Origin of the sequence: Acidovorax sp., from assembly GCF_046294525.1 — a bacterium.
Classification (GTDB): Bacteria; Pseudomonadota; Gammaproteobacteria; order Burkholderiales; family Burkholderiaceae_C; genus Acidovorax.
In genome coordinates this window covers 1-17,381 of sequence record NZ_JBKBKQ010000020.1, presented here as the reverse complement: position 1 = coordinate 17,381, position 17,381 = coordinate 1, and the positions used below count along the sequence as shown (strand labels likewise).

At 65.2% G+C, this 17,381-nt stretch carries 14 protein-coding genes and 1 other RNA gene; 11 read left to right on the top strand and 4 right to left on the bottom strand.

What is annotated here, in order from left to right; translation table 11 throughout:
* Positions 1-37: 37 nt before the first annotated feature.
* Positions 38-1,396: a TIGR03862 family flavoprotein gene (locus ACK4HJ_RS16880; protein ID WP_409833717.1), complete on the top strand. Its 1,359-nt coding sequence runs from the start codon at positions 38-40 to the stop codon at positions 1,394-1,396.
* A gap of 109 nt (positions 1,397-1,505) precedes the next feature.
* Here the strand turns inward: ACK4HJ_RS16880 and ACK4HJ_RS16875 are convergent, their stop codons facing one another.
* Both ACK4HJ_RS16875 and ffs read right to left on the bottom strand, forming a co-directional pair.
* On the bottom strand, positions 1,506-2,240 hold the full coding sequence (locus ACK4HJ_RS16875) for a hypothetical protein (protein WP_409833715.1): 735 nt from the start codon (positions 2,238-2,240) through the stop codon (positions 1,506-1,508).
* A gap of 223 nt (positions 2,241-2,463) precedes the next feature.
* An RNA gene (gene ffs, locus ACK4HJ_RS16870) (signal recognition particle sRNA small type) lies at positions 2,464-2,560 on the bottom strand.
* A 128-nt stretch (positions 2,561-2,688) separates the two neighbouring features.
* Here ffs and dnaX point away from each other — a divergent pair.
* The 6 genes from dnaX (at position 2,689) to ACK4HJ_RS16840 (ending at position 8,064) form a co-directional block, all read left to right on the top strand.
* On the top strand, positions 2,689-4,638 hold the full coding sequence (gene dnaX / locus ACK4HJ_RS16865; RefSeq protein ID WP_409833713.1) for a DNA polymerase III subunit gamma/tau: 1,950 nt from the start codon (positions 2,689-2,691) through the stop codon (positions 4,636-4,638).
* Positions 4,639-4,700: 62 nt separating this feature from the next.
* Positions 4,701-5,033, top strand: a complete 333-nt coding sequence (locus ACK4HJ_RS16860; RefSeq protein WP_409833711.1) for a YbaB/EbfC family nucleoid-associated protein — start codon at positions 4,701-4,703, stop codon at positions 5,031-5,033.
* Between the two features lie 230 nt (positions 5,034-5,263).
* Positions 5,264-5,854 carry a recombination mediator RecR gene (gene recR, locus ACK4HJ_RS16855; protein WP_409833709.1) on the top strand — a complete coding sequence of 197 codons (591 nt, stop codon included), beginning with the start codon at positions 5,264-5,266 and terminating at the stop codon, positions 5,852-5,854.
* 111 nt (positions 5,855-5,965) lie between these two features.
* Positions 5,966-6,391 carry an MAPEG family protein gene (locus ACK4HJ_RS16850; RefSeq protein ID WP_409833707.1) on the top strand — a complete coding sequence of 142 codons (426 nt, stop codon included), beginning with the start codon at positions 5,966-5,968 and terminating at the stop codon, positions 6,389-6,391.
* 269 nt (positions 6,392-6,660) lie between these two features.
* Positions 6,661-7,743 carry an ABC transporter substrate-binding protein gene (locus ACK4HJ_RS16845; protein WP_409833705.1) on the top strand — a complete coding sequence of 361 codons (1,083 nt, stop codon included), beginning with the start codon at positions 6,661-6,663 and terminating at the stop codon, positions 7,741-7,743.
* Between the two features lie 168 nt (positions 7,744-7,911).
* Positions 7,912-8,064 carry a DUF3096 domain-containing protein gene (locus ACK4HJ_RS16840; protein ID WP_409833704.1) on the top strand — a complete coding sequence of 51 codons (153 nt, stop codon included), beginning with the start codon at positions 7,912-7,914 and terminating at the stop codon, positions 8,062-8,064.
* Between the two features lie 52 nt (positions 8,065-8,116).
* Here the strand turns inward: ACK4HJ_RS16840 and ACK4HJ_RS16835 are convergent, their stop codons facing one another.
* Positions 8,117-9,646: a transglycosylase SLT domain-containing protein gene (locus ACK4HJ_RS16835; protein WP_409833702.1), complete on the bottom strand. Its 1,530-nt coding sequence runs from the start codon at positions 9,644-9,646 to the stop codon at positions 8,117-8,119.
* A complete protein-coding gene (gloB, locus tag ACK4HJ_RS16830; RefSeq protein ID WP_409833700.1) occupies positions 9,643-10,419 on the bottom strand; it encodes a hydroxyacylglutathione hydrolase in 777 nt (258 codons plus the stop codon). Before gloB ends, ACK4HJ_RS16835 begins: the two co-directional genes overlap by 4 nt.
* On the opposite strand from gloB, the gene ACK4HJ_RS16825 reads away from it, so the two are divergent.
* The 4 genes from ACK4HJ_RS16825 to ACK4HJ_RS16810 all read left to right on the top strand — a co-directional run bounded on the left by ACK4HJ_RS16825 (position 10,418) and on the right by ACK4HJ_RS16810 (position 16,583).
* Entirely contained in the window at positions 10,418-11,275 is an 858-nt protein-coding gene (locus ACK4HJ_RS16825; protein WP_409833699.1) for a class I SAM-dependent methyltransferase, read from the top strand. The two genes, gloB and ACK4HJ_RS16825, sit on opposite strands and share 2 nt — an antisense overlap.
* Positions 11,272-11,721, top strand: a complete 450-nt coding sequence (gene rnhA, locus ACK4HJ_RS16820; RefSeq protein WP_409833697.1) for a ribonuclease HI — start codon at positions 11,272-11,274, stop codon at positions 11,719-11,721. Before ACK4HJ_RS16825 ends, rnhA begins: the two co-directional genes overlap by 4 nt.
* A gap of 197 nt (positions 11,722-11,918) precedes the next feature.
* Positions 11,919-13,355, top strand: coding sequence for an efflux RND transporter periplasmic adaptor subunit (locus ACK4HJ_RS16815; RefSeq protein ID WP_409833695.1), 1,437 nt, complete (start codon positions 11,919-11,921; stop codon positions 13,353-13,355).
* A 54-nt stretch (positions 13,356-13,409) separates the two neighbouring features.
* Positions 13,410-16,583 (top strand): efflux RND transporter permease subunit, encoded by a 3,174-nt coding sequence (locus ACK4HJ_RS16810; protein WP_409833694.1) that lies wholly within the window; start codon positions 13,410-13,412, stop codon positions 16,581-16,583.
* The last annotated feature ends 798 nt before the right edge of the window (positions 16,584-17,381 follow it).

Here is a 17,381-nt window from a genome sequence, read left to right as displayed (position 1 = left end):
CCGACATCGTTGACTGCTGATCCAAAGGTTTCTCTCCATGAATGCACCCACTCCTCCGTCCCACGAAGCAGCCTTGGAACCGCACAACTTCGACGCCGTCGTGGTGGGCGGCGGCCCCGCGGGCCTGATGGCTGCGGAGGTGCTGGCACAAGGCGGCGCGTCAGTGCATGTGTTCGACGCCATGCCGTCGGTGGGCCGCAAGTTCTTGCTGGCGGGCAAGGGCGGGCTCAATCTCACGCATTCCGAAGCGCACGCCGCATTTGCCAGCCGCTTTGCAGCGCGCCAGCCGCAGATCGAACCGATGCTGCAGTCCTTTGGCGGGCCGCAAGTGTGTGAATGGGCGCAGGGCCTGGGCGTGCAGACCTTTGTGGGCACGTCAGGCCGTGTGTTTCCGTCCGACATGAAGGCCGCACCGCTGCTGCGCGCCTGGCTGCAGCGTCTGCGGGCGCAGGGCGTGCAGTTTCACATGCGTCACCGTTGGCAAGGCTGGGCCGAAGACGGAACGCTGGTTTTTGCGGGTCCCACAGGCGCCGTGCATGTGCGCGCCAGCGCTGTGGTGCTGGCGCTGGGCGGCGCCAGCTGGGCTCGCCTGGGGTCCGATGGGGCGTGGGTGCCACATTTGACGGAGCGGGGTGTATCGGTGGCGCCGCTGCGCCCGGCCAACTGCGGGTTTGACGTGCTGCGCGCCGACGCCCCCACTGGCGAGACGCGTCGCGCCTTCTTGCAGGAGCTGATTGGCCGCACGCCCGCGCCGGCAGTGGGCTGGACGCCGCATTTCACCGAACGTTTCGTGGGCCAGCCGTTCAAGACCGTGGCGCTCAGATTTACCGACAGCCAGGGCCGCAGTTTTCAGCGCCGGGGTGAGTTTGTAGCCACGGCGACGGGCGTGGAGGGCAGCCTGGTCTACGCGGCATCCCATTTGTTGCGCGACGAGATAGAGGCGCATGGCCACGCCACCTTCCACCTGGATCTGCTGCCCGACCACACACCTGAACGTGTGCTGGTAGAGGTGCGCCACCCGCGCGGCTCGCGCTCGTTGTCCAGCCACCTCAAAAGCCGGCTCGGCATCGACGGCATCAAGGCCGGCGTGCTGTACGAACACCTAGGCAAGGACGGCATGAACGACCCCGTGGCCCTGGCGCACGCCATCAAGGCCCTACCGGTCACGGTGGTGGCGGCCCGCCCCATCGACGAAGCCATCAGCACCGCAGGCGGCGTCACCTTTGAGTCGCTGGACGAACACCTCATGGCCCGCGCGTTGCCCGGCGTGTTTTTTGCAGGTGAAATGCTGGACTGGGAGGCGCCCACCGGCGGCTATTTGCTCACCGCCAGCATGGCCAGCGGGCGCGTGGCGGGTGCAGGTGCGCTGGGGTGGATTCGGTCGCAAAAGCCGTAGCAGACTTCAAAACTGGCGCGGCCCATACCAGCGGACGCCAAGCAAGGGCCGCCCCGCAGCGAGGGCGTCGTCCCCCCGGGGGGAAGCCGCGCAGCGGCTCAGGGGGGAGTCAAAATCTAGCGCGGTAGTACAACATCGGCCCGCCCTTGCGGGCCCGCAGCACCAGGCGTGACCCGCCCTGCAGCTGCACGCCAATGGCGCCGAACTCGGGCATCAGCCCGCGCGTGCGTGAAGAGGCCCATTGCACCTCCACCCGCGTGCCGTATGTAGGCGGCTGAGTTTGCCAGATCAGCCCCATGGCGTCGGGCGTCTGTGCCCATGCCGAGACATCCAGGTGACGGCCTCGCTGCAACTGTGATCGCCAGCGAACGCCCAGGTCCAGCTGCATGGGCGGTTGCGCAGCGCCCGCAGAGGTGCCTGCGGAGTTGTTGGCTGGGGCAGGAAGGAAGTTGACGGGCCCGCTCAGTCCGAGCGTGAGGCCGAATCGGTTGGGGCTCTCTGGCGTGAGCCAGCGCGTCAAGTCGAGATGCTGCGTGGCATTCGAAAAATTGGAAGCGGCGCCGTTGGCCATGCCGCCCCGATAGGCACCGCCTGAATTCAGCGCATCGCCCACGTTGGGCAGGATGGCAGTGTTCAATTCAAAGCTGGGCGCGTACGCCTGATTTTCCGCCTGCCACTCTTCCTGCCAGCGCGACAACGCGTCACTGCCGAACGAGGCCTCGACTGCATGGCAGCTTTGCAATGACGCCCAGCACAGACAGGTGGCCCCCAGCGCTGTCAGCGCGCGGTCGCGCCTTAAGGAAAACGACGACACGGAACATTGCGTTGTCGAGAGGGCTGGCATGGGGCACCCGGGTAGCAAAGCGGTTGAAACGGATGCCACAAAGTGTGCAAAAACCCTGCACAGGCGCGTGTTTCCAACCGCCGCATCCCATCGTGGGACAACGCCGACAGAGCCCCGAAGACGCATTCAGGGGCAACTCAAGAGAACAAGAGGGAGAGGGAGACGGCATCCACCGGCACCAAGGTGCGGATGGAAGAAAAGAGAAGGGATGCAGAAAAGAGAAGTTGACGAGCCTTACCCCCGGCACTGACTCCACGGTTAGGGCTGCTTGGTTCCCCACCTGACCCGGTTGGCCGCTTCACCATGCGAGGAGGCCCGTCAGGACGAGATTCTACCCTCGGAACAGTGCTTGCCATTTTTGCTTGTCCCTTACATGCGCAGTGATTCGGTGTGAGGCAATCCACCGAGGCCGTAACCCCGTCTGCCGTGGGCCCTAGAATCACGCCCCATGTCCTACCTCGTGCTCGCCCGCAAGTACCGCCCCCGCAATTTCACCGAGATGGTGGGGCAGGAGCACGTGGTCCAGGCCCTGTCCAACGCGCTGACGCAGCAGCGCCTGCACCACGCGTATTTGTTCACCGGCACGCGGGGCGTGGGCAAGACCACGGTCTCGCGCATTCTGGCCAAGTCGCTCAATTGCCAAGGTGTAGATGGCAACGGCGGCATCACGGCCACACCGTGCGGCGTGTGCCAAGCGTGCACCGACATCGACAGCGGCCGCTTTGTGGATTACACCGAGCTGGACGCTGCGTCGAACCGTGGCGTGGACGAGGTGCAGAGCCTGCTGGAGCAGGCTGTCTACAAGCCAGTGCAGGGGCGCTTCAAGGTTTTCATGATCGACGAAGTGCACATGCTGACCAACACGGCGTTCAACGCCATGCTCAAGACGCTGGAAGAGCCGCCCGAATATCTCAAGTTCGTGCTGGCAACCACTGATCCGCAGAAGGTGCCGGTGACCGTGCTCAGCCGCTGCCTGCAGTTCAACCTGCGGCCCATGGCACCCGAAACGGTGCTGGAGCACCTGACCCGGGTCCTGGCCCAGGAGAACGTGTCCGCTGAGCCGCAGGCCCTGCGCCTGCTGTCGCGAGCCGCGCGCGGCTCCATGCGCGACGCGCTGTCGCTTACCGACCAGGCTATCGCCTTTGGCAGCGGTCAGTTGCAGGAAGCTGGCGTGCGCCAGATGCTGGGCGCTGTGGACCGCTCGTATGTCTTTCGCCTGATCGATGCGCTGGCCCAGGGTGATGGCAAGACTGTGGTGGAAACCTCGGACGCGCTGCGCATGAACGGTCTCTCTGCCGCCTCCACGCTGGAGGAAATGAGCGCTGTGCTGCAGCGCATGGCGGTGTACCAGGCCGTGCCACAGATGGCGGGCACTGTGGACGCGGGCGACCCCGAGGCCGCAGAGACCGCGCGGCTGGCTGCCGTGATGCCTGCCGATGAAACGCAGCTGCTGTACAGCCTGTGCCTGCACGGCCGCGGCGAGCTGGGCCTGGCCCCTGACGAGTACGCTGCGCTGACCATGGTGCTTCTGCGCCTGCTGGCTTTCAAACCCCCGAGCGGGGCGGCTGAAAAAAAAACTCTAGCGCAGCCTGAATCTGCACCCACGCAGCCTGCGGCGGCACCGGCTGCAGCCGCCGCGCCGCTGCCGACGCCGATGCCAGTGGCAACTGCGCCCGCGCGCGCAGCGCACATTGAGCGTCAGCCCGCAGCGCAGCCTCTGGCGCCAGACGCGTCCCAAGAGCCTCCACCCTGGCCGGACTCGCCCGACGACGGCAGCACGGCTGTGGCTGCGGCACCGGGTGTGCGGTCCGCCAGCGCTGCTGCCACGCCACTGCCTGTCCGCTCGCCCGAAGATTTTGATAGAAAATCGGCTCCAGCGCTTGCTCAGCAAGCGCAGAAAGCTCCTGAGTTTGTAGCAATCCCCGTACGTACCGCACCGGAGCCTGGCGAGCGGCTGCAGCCCACACCCCAGCCCCTGTCCGCGCCCATGCCGGTGTCTGCCCGCTACACCCCGACCGAAGAAGGGGACGTATGGCATGCGACCGTGCAGCAGCTGGTGCAGGCCGAGGCCATTGCTGCGCTGGTGCGCGAGCTGGCCCTGCAGTCGCAGCTGGTGGCGCGCGACGGCGGCCACTGGCTGCTGCGTGTGGAGCGAGAATCCTTGAACCAGCCCGTGGCGCGCGAGCGCCTGCGGGCCGCGCTGGAGGCTGCAGGGCATGCCACGCAGATCAGCGTGGAAGTGGGCGTGGTCATCGACAGCCCCGCCCGCCGCAACGCGGCCGCAGCCGCCGAGCGCCAGCGCCGTGCTGAAGAGATCGTGATGAACGACCCCTTCGTCCAATCGCTGATGCGCGACTATGGCGCGAAAATCGTGCCGGGCAGCATCAAGCCTGCATGACGAACCCACAAGCTCTGTTTGTTACTTACTGACTAGTTAGAAACCGAAAAGGAAACCACACCATGTTCAACAAAGGACAACTCGCCGGCCTGATGAAGCAAGCGCAGGCGATGCAGGACAACCTCAAGAAAGCGCAGGACGAACTGGCCTTCATCGAGGTGGAGGGTGAGTCGGGCGCGGGCCTGGTCAAGGTGCTGATGACCTGCAAGCACGACGTCAAGCGCATCACCATCGATCCCAGCCTGCTGGCCGAAGACAAGGACATGCTGGAAGACCTGGTGGCGGCGGCGTTCAACGCGGCGGTGCGCAAGGCTGAAGAGACTTCGGCGGAGAAGATGGGCAAGCTGACGCAGGGGATGCCAGGCCTCCCCCCCGGCATGAAATTCCCTTTTTGAGGGGTTGGCTACTGCGCGGGCCATCTGCGTCGTTGGGCGGTGCTCGGAATCCTCACGTACTGCAAGTACGTTCCGGTTCCTGTGCTCCGTCCGCCTAGCAGCTGATCCCGCTCGCTACGCCCTTGAGGGTGGGGTTTGAAGGCCGGAGCCATTCCGCTCGCTTACGCCATCCGTTCGAGCTAAGCCTGTCGAAGCCTGGCTCTGTCGTCTCTTACGCCTCCTGACTATCCATGCCCGCCACCAATTCCCTTGATGTCCTGATCCAGGCACTGCGCCGGCTGCCGGGGGTGGGGGTCAAGTCTGCGCAGCGCATGGCATTTCATTTGCTGCAGCATGACCGTGAAGGGGCGCTCGGCTTGTCGCGGGCATTGTCGGAGGCTGTGGGCACGGTGCACCACTGCGCGCGCTGTCACACGTTCACCGAGGCCGAGGTCTGCAGCACCTGTCTGGACCCGGACCGTGACGCTACGCGTCTGTGTGTGGTGGAGACGCCTGCGGACCAGGCGGCGCTGGAGCGCACGGGCGCTTTCAAGGGGCTGTACTTTGTGCTCATGGGGCGGCTCAGCCCGCTGGACGGGGTGGGTCCCAAGGAGATCGGCCTGCACAAGCTCATGGAGCGTGCAAGCGATGGTGTGGTGCAAGAGGTGATCCTGGCCACCAACTTCAATGCCGAGGGCGAGGCCACGGCCCATGTCATCAGCGAGGCCCTCAAAAGCCGGGGCGTGCACGTCACACGGCTTGCGCGGGGCGTGCCGGTGGGTAGCGAGCTGGAGTATGTGGACCTGGGCACGATCGCCCATGCGCTGGTGGACCGCAGATAAGCCGCGCTGCTGGCGGCCGGATTGCTCGTGCCAGCGACTAGAATACTCCCGATTTAATAGCTGCCAGCGCTTGTCTAGTAAGCGCTGGAGCCCAAGAAGGCTTGAAATATCATGAACACCAGCATGCACGTTGCACGGTTTACGGTGGCTTATTGGTGCGTGCTGATCGCGGCGTTGCTGCCCATCTGCTGCGCCTGGCTGGCCAAGAGTGGCAGCTTTGGCAAACCGCGCAAGGACGGTGGGTTTGACAACCGCAACCCGCGCGAATGGATGGCTCGGCAAACCGACTGGCGGGCCCGCGCCAATGCGGCGCAGGCCAACAGTTTTGAGAGCCTGCCGTTCTTCATCGGCGCGGTCATCATTGCGCACCTGCTCGGCGCTGGCCAGACACTTTTGGACATGCTGGCATTTTTGTATGTCATGTTGCGCATCTTCTACATCATGATGTACGTGTCGGACATGCCCACCGCGCGAAGCGCCCTGTGGGCGGCCGGGTTTGCGGTGAACATCGCGATTCTGTTCATCGGCTACCGATAGGCCGCCGTCCCGACGCGCCGCCCGCTACATGGCGGCTTTGGTTGCCAGCGTGAGTGGTTGGCGTGTTCTTGCTGTTGTGCCGGCTCAGGGCGTTCTGCTTACCAGCGCGGGGCAGCCGCAGCCCCTTACGTAGAAACCCCCACGGTGCTCACCCTGATGCGGTTGTGCGCGGTTTGCGGCACGATTGTTGCAACGCAGCATGCACACCGGCTAGGGTGCCTGGCTTGTAGCACCGCCGCGTTTCGCCCTCTTTTGCCTGATTTGATCCTGTGACTTCCCCATTGCTCAGCCGCCGCGCGTTTGCTGCCGTGACCGCCCTGTCGGCTGCCACGGTGTGTGCGCCCACGCTGCTGGCGCAAGCGCCGCTGCAATCCTCCGCCGTGCCACATGGCGACGGGCCGGCGGCCCTGGGCCGCCTGACGATTGCAGTGGGCGGGCAGAGTGTGCTGTACCACCTGCCGCTCGCGCTGGCGGATCAGCTGGGCTACTTCCGTGCCGAGGGGCTGGACGTGTCGGTGCGTGATTTTTCTGCCGGTGCCATGGCGCTGCAGGCCGTGCAGGAAGGTGTTGCCGATGTATGCTCGGGCGCCTACGAACACACCATCCGACTGCAGCTGAGGGGGCAGGCTTACCGCTCGCTGGTGTTGCAGGGGCGGGCGCCGCAACTGGCGCTGGGGGTGTCCCTGCGGGCGCTGCCGCAGTACAAGGGCCTGGGGGATTTGGCCGGGCGCCGCATCGGCGTATCGTCCGTGGGCTCCTCCACCCATCTGGCGGCCAGCCTGCTGCTGGCGCGCGCTGGCATGGGCGCGGGGGATGTGAGCTTTGCGAGCGTGGGCTCGGGGGCCGCGGCCATGAGCGCCTTGCGCACGGGCCAGGTGCATGCCTTGTGCCACGCCGATCCGCTGATGACGCTGCTGGAGCAAAAAGGCGATGTGCGCATCGTCGGCGATTTGCGTTCGCTCAAGGCCTCGCAGGAGATTTTGGGCGGGCCCATGCCCGCGAGCTGCTTGTATGCGCCGCAGGCCTTTGTGCAAAAGAACCCGGCGCAGGCGCAGGCTCTGGCCAATGGGGTGGTACACGCCCTCAAGTGGCTGCAGACGGCCGTGCCGGCCGACATCGTCAAGACTGTGCCTGCCGGTTTTTTGATGGGAGACCGCGGCGTGTACCTGGCAGCTTTTGGCCGCGTGCGCGAAACCTATTCCACCAACGGCCTCATGCCTGACGACGGCGCCAGCACCGCGCTGCGGGTGCTGTCGCGGGTGCACCCGGAGCTTGCAGACACCCGGGTGGATTTGGCCCGCACTTTCACCAACGACTTCGTGCGCAAGGCACGCCTGAAATTCAACGTCTGAAGCCTTGCCTTGCTTGCGAGCCGGCGTTGCGGTCTCGCTCTTGCCTCACTCTGACTCTGTGGGAGTCTTCTGCTCGGGAAGATGGCTTACATTCGGCGACGCTTCGGCTGGCTAGTCTGTGCAAGCTGCTATCGCGTTCTGTGCAACCCGTCTCTCAAGGACTTTCCCATGACATTTACCCTCAGCATCGGCCCGCTTGTTTCCCTCATCGCGGGCATTCTCATTTTGATCATGCCGCGTCTGCTCAGCACCATCGTGGCGCTGTACCTCATCATCATGGGCATCCTGGGGCTGATGGGCATGCATTCGCTCAAACTCTGACCGATGACGCCGCACCTGTGCGTGGCGCGCCCTGCAGACAACGGTGCAGCGGTCAGCGCCGCTTGACCTTCGACGGGGTTCCGCCCTTGCGTGCAGGGGGCGCCGCCGGGCGCTTGCTGCCGACGCTGGGGCGTGATGCCGCGCTGCTGGCCCGCGCGGGGCGTACAGGCAGATAGACCACCACCTGCTGCCCCACTTTGAACGCGGCATTGGCGCGCACATCGTTCCAGTCGGCCACGTTGGCGGCCGTCAGCTTGTAGCGGCGCGCGATGCTGGCCACGGTTTCTCCCTTGCCCGCCCGCACCGTTGTGCGGCGCGTCACCACTTCGGGGGTGAAGGCCAGCTGCCCGTTGTCCGCCAAGTGTGACGATACATCCTGGCGGGTGGTGGTCGAGCGCGGCACCATCAGTGCCGACCCCGCCTTGATCAACATGCGTGGAGGAATGCTGTTCACGCTGCGCAGGTCGGCCTCGCTCATGCCCGCGCGCTGGGCGGCCTCAGCCACGCTCATGTTGGAAGGAACGGTCCACACCGTCCAGCTCGCATACTGGCCTTCGCGACGGGCTTCCAGATTGCGCTGGAACACCTTGGCGTTGTCCCAGGGCAGAAGGATCTGCGGCGTGCCCGCGGCGAAGATGACGGGGCGGTTGAACGATGGGTTCAGCGCGCGAAAGTCTTCCTCGCGGATGCCGGCCAGCGAGGCCACCAGCGACACGTCGATGTCGTGCGTGATGTCCACCGTCTGGAAGTAGGGGTGGTTTTCGATCAGCGGCAGTTCGGTCTTGAACGCCTCGGGGTTGGCCACGATGTTCTTCACCGCCTGCAGCTTGGGCACGTACATGCGTGTCTCTGCGGGCATGTTCAGCTCGGTGTAGCTGGTCCCCAGGCCGGCCTTCTGGTTGCGGGCAATGGCGCGGCCCACGCTGCCCTCGCCCCAGTTGTAGGCAGCCAGCGCCAGGTGCCAGTCGCCAAACATGTTGTAGAGCTTTTGCAAATAGTCGAGCGCCGCGCGGGTGGAGGCCAGCACGTCGCGCCGGTCATCGCGGAAGGCGTTTTGCTTGAGGTCGAAATACGTGCCCGTGGCGGGCATGAACTGCCACATGCCCGCCGCTTTGGCCACCGAGACCGCCTGCGGGTTGAACGCGCTCTCGATGTAGGGCAGCAGCGCCAGTTCGGTCGGCATGCCACGGCGCTCCAACTCTTCGACGATGTGGAACAGGTACTTGCTGGAGCGCTCCGTCATGCGCTGCATGTAGTCGGGCCGGCTTGCGTACCACTGTTCGCGGTCCGGCACCAGCTCATGCTGCAGGTCGGGCATGGCGAAACCGCGGCGGATGCGGTCCCACAGGTCGGTGGGGGCAGACAACGATGCCACCTCGCCATTGGTGGCTTGCGCCAGGGCAATGGGCTGCAGGGGGCCACTGGGGAAAACAGGTGTGTGGGGGGCTTGCGGCGCTGCCGGGGGCGTTGCCGGCGCCTTGCTGCTGGTGGTGGGTGCGTTGTCGCCCTGGGGGCTACCCACCGTGGCGCAGCCTGTGAGCCAGAGCGCGCTGACCAGGCAGGCAATGTGCAGAATTTTCATCGGAACTCGTTTTTCCATTCGCGCAGCGCGGCCAGAACCGCTACGGCGTCTTCTTGTTGCACCTGCGCGTCGCGGGCCTGGGCGGCCTGTGCCACCGCGGCATGCCGCACACGCAGGAAAGGGTTGATGTCTTGCTCCAGTGCCACGGTGGAGGGCAGGGTGGGCAGGTTCTGCGCACGCAGCGCCTCGCAGCGGCTGCTGTAGTAGAGCAATGCCGCGTTGCCGGGTTCCACGGCGCGCGCAAACTTCAGGTTGGAGAGTGTGTACTCGTGCGTGCAGCACACCCGCGTGTCGCCAGGCAGCGCGGCCAGTTGGTCCAGCGAACGGAGCATTTGCGCGGGCGTGCCTTCAAACAGGCGCCCGCAGCCGCCCGAAAACAGCGTGTCGCCGCAGAACAGCAGTGGCGCACCGTCCATGGCTGGGCAGTAATACGCGATGTGACCGGCCGTGTGGCCTGGTACGTCAAGCACTTCAAATCGCAGCCCCAGACACTCCACGGTGTACCCGGCCGACAGCCGGACCACCGGCACCGGAATGCGCTCGCGCGCGGGGCCATAGACCGTGGCACCCGTGGCGTCGCGCAGCGCATCCACGCCTCCGACATGATCAGGGTGGTGGTGCGTGACTAGAATGGCCTGCAAGCTCAGACCCAGGTCGGAGAGTGCCTTGGTCACGGGGACCGAATCCCCCGGGTCCACCACCACGGCCTGAAGGCCGTCGTGCAGCATCCAGATGTAGTTGTCGGTAAAGGCGGGCAGTGGCAGCAAGTTCATGAGCGATCAAATTATAGGTTTGCACCACTGGTTCGACTCCCCGCCGGGCAGGTACCTGCTGGCGTGGGAACAGGCCTGCTTTGACGAGGCGGTAGCCGACATCTTTGGCTACCACAGCCTGCAACTGGGTATGCCGATGCTCGACGCCCTGCGTGCTAACCGCATGCCCCATCAATGGCTGGCGCTGGGGCAGGAGGCCGTGACGAGGCGCATTGCCTTTGCAGAGGTGGACGGCCCCGACACGCTCCTGCAGCGCCGCGCCGTGGACTTGCTGGCCGAGCCTGTGGCACTGCCATATGCGGAAGCCAGCCTGGATCTGCTGGTTCTACCCCACACGCTGGAGCTCAGCATCGACCCGCACGCCGCACTGCGCGAGGTGGAGCGCGTGCTGGTGCCGGAGGGGCGGGTGGTCATCAGCGGACTCAACCCTGCCAGCCTTTGGGGCCTGCGCCAGCGGCGGGCGCGGCTGTACCAGCGCCTGGGCCGGGGGCGGCTGTATCTGCCCGACGTAGGAGAGTTCATCGGCTATCGCCGGATGCGCGACTGGCTGCGGCTTTTGAGCTTTGAGGTCGAATCGGCCTGTTTTGGCTGTTATCGTCCTGCCGTCCGCAGCACCCAGTGGCTGGACCGCTGGGGCTTCATGGACTCGCTCGGTGAAAAGTGGTGGCCCATCTTCGGAGCTGCGTATTTCATCGTGGCGGTCAAGCGTGTGCATGGCATGCGGCTGATGGAGCCCGGCTGGCGCACCCAGCGCCAGCGCGCTGCGGCCACCGTACCCATTGCGAACCGTGCCCGCACCGCCAGCGCGGTGCCGCCGGCCCACAGAGTTCACACAGACAGAAAGACAACAGATTGAATCAGGTTGAGATTTACACTGATGGCGCCTGCAAGGGCAACCCAGGCCCGGGCGGCTGGGGCGTGCTTCTGCGCTCGGGGACCATCGAGAAGGAGCTTTTTGGGGGCGAACTGGGCACCACCAACAACCGCATGGAGCTAATGGCCGTGATCGAGGCGCTGGCTGCCCTCAAGCGGCCCTGCGCCGTCACCCTGTACCTTGACAGCGAATACGTGCGCAAGGGCATCACCGAGTGGATCCACGGCTGGAAAGCCAAAGGCTGGCGCACGGCGTCCAAGCAACCGGTCAAGAACGTGGAGTTGTGGCAGCGGCTGGACGCACTGGTCAGCACGGGTGGCCACCGCATCGACTGGCGCTGGGTCAAGGGGCATTCGGGTGACCCGGGCAACGAAAGGGCAGACAGTCTGGCCAATAAGGGGGTAGACCAAGCATTGGGCAGGGGATAGCCCGCCACAAGGCGGTGCGCCGCGCACCACCATGGGTTGCCAGGGCTCCTTAGGGAGCCCTTTTTGCGCGCACCGTGTAAAGCCCGCGTAAAACCCGCAGGGATGACCCCGGGTTCTTGGTGCTGTTGGCTGCGGCGCAAGACACGCACTGATACATTGTCTGATTGACTTTTGTCCCCACCCGGTTTCATTGATCCATGGCGTCCAAGAAAAGAACCCTCGTTTTCGCAGTCGTCGGCATCGCCGCCGCGTCGGTAGCCGCCTGGTGGCTTCAAAAGCCGTCACAGGCGCCACGCGCCGAAACCGCCAGCCAGGCGGCTGCGGGCTCCGGACCTTCTGCACCGGGTGGGGCCGGGGGTGCGCGGGGTGGCGGCGCAGCCCGGTTGGTGGCGGTGGAGGCTGTAGCCGTTCGGCAGATGGCCTTGCGCGACGATGCCGAGGCGGTGGGCAGCTTGCGGTCACGCCAGAGCGTGGTGCTGCGCCCCGAGGTCAGCGGACGCATCACCGCGCTCAACTTCCGCGACGGAGAGCGAGTGCGGCGAGGCCAGGTGCTGGTGCAGTTTGACGACCAACTGCCCCGTGCACAGGTGCAGCAAAGCCAGGCCGAGTTGTCCATTGCCCAAGCAAACCACAAGCGCAACCAGGAACTGGTGGCCCAGGGCTTCATCAGCCAGCGCTCGGTGGATGAAAGCGCGGCCAACCTGGAAGTCGCCCAGGCCAAGCTGGCCCTCGCCCAGGCCACAGCCTCGCGTTTGAAGATCGTCGCGCCCTTCGACGGCATCGCCGGCATCCGCGGTGTGAATGTGGGTGACTATCTGAAAGACGGCGCCGACATCGTCAACGTCGAAGACCTGGATGCCGTGTATGTGGACTTCCGCCTTCCCGAGCGCCTTCAGGGCAAGGTGCGCGCAGGCCAGACCGCGCAGGTGACCTTTGACGCCCTGCCCGGCATGCGCTATGCGGCCGTGGTGCAAGCCATCAATCCGCAGATCGACGCGGACGGACGTTCGGTGGCGGTGCGGGGCTGCATCGACAACCGGCGTCTGCAACTGCGCCCCGGCATGTTCGCGCGCGTGACCACCGTGTTTGCCGAGCGCGGCGATGCCCGCGTGATCCCGGAAGAAGCCGTGGTGCCCGACGGTGCCAAACCTTACGTGCTGAGGGTCGTGGATGGCAAGGAGCCGGGCACGCGGGTAGCCCAGCGCACGCCGGTGACCCTGGGCGCGCGAATGCCCGGGTTTGTGGAGGTCGTTGAGGGCCTGAACCTGGGCGACCTCGTGGTGTCCGCCGGCCAGCAGCGCGTTCAGCGCGACGGCACACCGGTGCGTGTGGTGGAGCTGGGGGCGGGCGACAACGTGGGCGGCAATGGCGCACGCCCAGCGGCCGGCCCGGCATCGGGCGCGCCCGCCGCAACGGCTGCTGCGTCCAATGGCACGCCGGTTGCGGCGTCTTCCACGCCGGCCGCATCGCCTGCGCCTGCCGCAGGTCGCCTCGCTGGCACCACGCTGGTCAATCCGCTTCCGGGCGCGAACCCCTGCCAGCAGGCGCTGGCGCCGGCTACCCGCTCCTCGGCTCCGGCCACGCTCAGCCCGCGCTCACCGGCTGCGCAGCCGCCCGCCCGCTCGCCGGCGTGATTGCCGCTCCTGCTGCCAACCGCTCCGTTCCTTCTTGACGCCCCCCAACTGCCCATGCAACTCGCTGAAATCTCCATCCGCCGGCCGGTGTTCGCCACCGTGCTGTCGCTGCTGGTGCTGCTGATCGGTGCGGTGAGCTTCACGCGCCTGTCGGTGCGCGAATACCCCAAGATCGACGAGCCTGTGGTCACGGTGAGCGTGCGCTACGCAGGCGCCTCCGCCGAGGTCATTGAATCGCAGGTGACCAAGCCGCTCGAAGACTCGATTGCCGGCATCGACGCGGTGGATGTGATCACCTCCATCAGCCGGGCCGAGCAAAGCCAGATCAGCGTGCGCTTCAGATTGGAGAAAGACGCCGATAACGCCGCCGCCGAGGTGCGCGACCGCACCGCGCGTGTGCGCAACCGCCTGCCCGACGCAGTAGACGAGCCGGTGATCGCCAAGGTCGAGGCCGACGCGTCGCCGGTGATGTGGCTGGCCTTCAGCAGCGAAACGCGCACGCCGCTAGAAATTAACGATCTGGTCAACCGCATCGTGAAACCCCGCCTGCAGACCGTGACCGGTGTGGCCGACGTGCCCATCTACGGGGAGCGCAAGTACGCCATGCGCGTGTGGCTGGACCCCGAGCGCATGGCTGGCTACCGCCTCACCACGCAGGACGTGGAGGATGCTATTCGTCGCAACAACCTGGAGCTGCCCGCGGGCCGCATCGAGTCGCAGCAGCGTGAGTTCAGCGTGACCTCGCAGACCGACCTGGCCACGTCCGCGCAGTTTGCCAACGTGGTGATCCGCACCGTGAACGGTTTTCCGGTGCGCATCCGCGATGTGGCGCGGGTGGAAGAGGGCGCCGCCAGCGACCGCAGTCGCGTGCGCCTGAACGGGCGCGAAGCCATCTCGGTGGGCGTGATCCGCCAGGCGACGGCCAACCCGCTGGAACTGTCCAAGGGCGTGCGCGAGATGCTGCCCACGCTCAAGGCCGATTTGCCGCCCGACATCGGCATCGACATCGCCAACGACAACTCGCTGTTCATCGACCGCTCCATCAAGAGCGTGTACACCACCATCGCCGAGGCGGTGGTGCTGGTGGCGCTGGTGATCTTCGTGTTCCTGCGCACCTTCCGCGCGTCCATCATCCCCATCGTCACCATTCCGGTCAGCCTGGTGGGCAGCTTTGCGTTGATGTCGCTCGCGGGGTTCTCGATCAACACGCTCACGCTGCTGGCCCTGGTGCTGGCCATCGGCCTGGTGGTGGACGACGCCATCGTGATGCTGGAGAACATCTACCGCCACATCGAGGAAGGGCTGGACCCGTTCTCGGCTGCCATCAAGGGCGCCCGGGAGATCGGCTTTGCCATCGTGGCTATGACGCTGACCCTGGTGGCCGTGTACGCACCGCTGGCTTTCACGCCTGGGCGCACGGGGCGGCTGTTCGTGGAGTTTGCGCTGGCGCTGGCGGGGGCGGTGCTGGTGTCGGGTTTCGTGGCGCTCACGCTGTCGCCCATGATGTGCTCGCTGCTGCTCAAGCACAACCCCAAGCCCAACTGGTTCGACCGCTCCATGGAGCGCTGGCTCACGTCGCTATCTAGCACCTACGGCCGGCTGTTGCGTTGGGTGGTCACGGCCCGCTGGAGCCGGCGCGGCGCCGATGGCACGCCCCAGCGCGGCGGCTGGCGCGGTGCGGTGTTCCAGGCCCGCTGGCTGGTGCTGGCCGTGATGGCGGCCAGCGGCATCGCGCTGGCGGTGGTGTACCCCAGCATGCGGCAGGAGCTTTCGCCGCTGGAAGACCGCGGCACCATCCTGGCGAGTGTTTCGGCTCCCGACGGCGCCACGCTGGAGTACACCAACCGCTACGCGCTGGAGCTGGAAAAGATCGGGCAGAACTACCCCGAGTTCGACCGCATCTTTGCCAACATTGGCAACCCTACGGTGGCACAAGGCAGCGTCATCTACCGCACGGTGGACTGGGAGAACCGCGAGCGCACCACGCTGGACCTGGCGCGCGAACTGCAGCCCAAGGTCTCCAGCCTGCCGGGCGTCAACGCCTTCCTCATCACGCCGCCCTCCCTGGGCCAGGGCTTCCGCTCGCGCCCGCTTACCTACGTGATCCAGACCTCCGACAGCTACGAAAACCTCAACGGCGTGGTGAACGCCTTCATGGCCGAGATCGCGCAAAACCCCGGCATCGTCGGCCCCGACGTGGACCTGCGGCTGAACAAGCCCGAGCTGCGCATCGAAGTGAACCGCGAGCGCGCCGCCGACCTGGGCGTGAGCGTGGACGTGGTGGCCAAGGCCATCGAAACCATGCTGGGCGGACGCACCGTGACACGCTACAAGCGCGATGCCGAGCAGTACGACGTGATAGTGCAGACCGAGGCGCGCGGGCGCACCACGCCCGAGAACATCGACACCATCTACGTGCGCGGCCGCAATGACGCGATGATTCCGCTGTCCAGCCTGGTCAACGTGCGCGAAAGCGTAAGCCCGCGCGAGCTGAACCACTTCGGCCAGCGCCGCTCGGCCACCATCACGGCCAACCTCTCGCCGGACTACTCGCTGGGCGAGGCGCTGAACTTCATGGACACCACGGCCGCCAAGGTGCTCAAGCCCGGCTATACCACCGACCTCAACGGCACCTCGCGCGAGTTCAAGAGCTCGCAGGGCGCATTGGGCATCGTGTTCGTGCTGGCGCTGGTGTTCATCTTTCTGGTGCTGGCCGCGCAGTTCGAGAGCTTTGTGGACCCGCTGGTCATCATGCTGTCGGTGCCGCTGTCGATGATCGGCGCACTGCTGGCGCTCAAGTGGAGCGGCGGCTCGCTCAACGTGTATTCACAGATCGGCCTCATCACGCTGGTGGGGCTCATCACCAAGCACGGCATCCTGATCGTGGAGTTCACCAACCAGCTGCGCGAGCAGGGCATGGAGATGGTCGATGCGCTGGTCAAGGCCTCCGAACAGCGCCTGCGCCCCATCCTGATGACCACCGGCGCCATGGTGCTGGGCGCCATCCCCCTCGCGCTGGCAAGCGGTGCCGGCGCCGAGACGCGCATGCAAATCGGCTGGGTCATCGTGGGCGGCATGTCGCTGGGCACCTTGCTCACCATCTTTGTGGTGCCGACGATGTACACGCTGTTTGCACGCAAGGCGGTGCCTGGGGCGAATACGGCGGTGGCGGTGGAGGAGCCTGCGCATCCGTTGCATCCGCGCGGGCATGACTACGTGGCCAAGTAGTCAGCAGGAAGATCAGAAGGGCCCGACTTGGCCCTTCAACTGCTCGAAGGCTGCTTCGGGCCCTGAGCCGCCGTTCCGAAGTGCCGCCTGGAAGCCGCCATTGACTGGCTGCAGCGGCTGCTGGAAATCCTCGTGTCTGCCTGCAGCAAGCTATAGTCTGCTGGCTTGACGCGTGCCGGGTTTCATGGAATTTTTATACTTGGACGTTTGATCAGCTCATCGCTTGCAAAGCTATGCTGCAAGCGGCCTCCAGGAGAAATCAGTGTCCAGAATATCCCGCACGGTCCAATTTATCCCGCAGGTTTTGCGGTCTAAATTACGTTAGAGGTAAACATGATAATTGAGCCCCCTACGTGGCATGCGAAAGGCGTAATTTGCCCCTGCTGCGGCCAAGGCTACCCTCAATTTATTTCATGCCCCACCTGCTCAGCCATTGCACTAGTCTGTCTTGAAATTGGCACCATATTTCCAGATCCAAGAAAATTAAATACACGCGCAGAACCAGTTCAAGCTTGCGCCCACTGCAAAAATGCTAAATACCAAGACTTCATCGACGCAACAGATGTGCAACTCATTAGAAGTGGCTACGCAGACACATATGAGTAAACCTCTAACAATGCGCTCAAAGCGCTCACTTCGTTCGCTGGGACCGGCTAAAGCCGGCCCCTTAGCTTAATCGTTAGGCGTCGCAAGGCGCTTTGAGAGGAGTCAGATGAAGCTGATGCGAGATGACGAGTTGTATGAACTTCTGATGATCGACTACCAAATATCAGAGGTCGATCGGCTCAACAGAGTTCT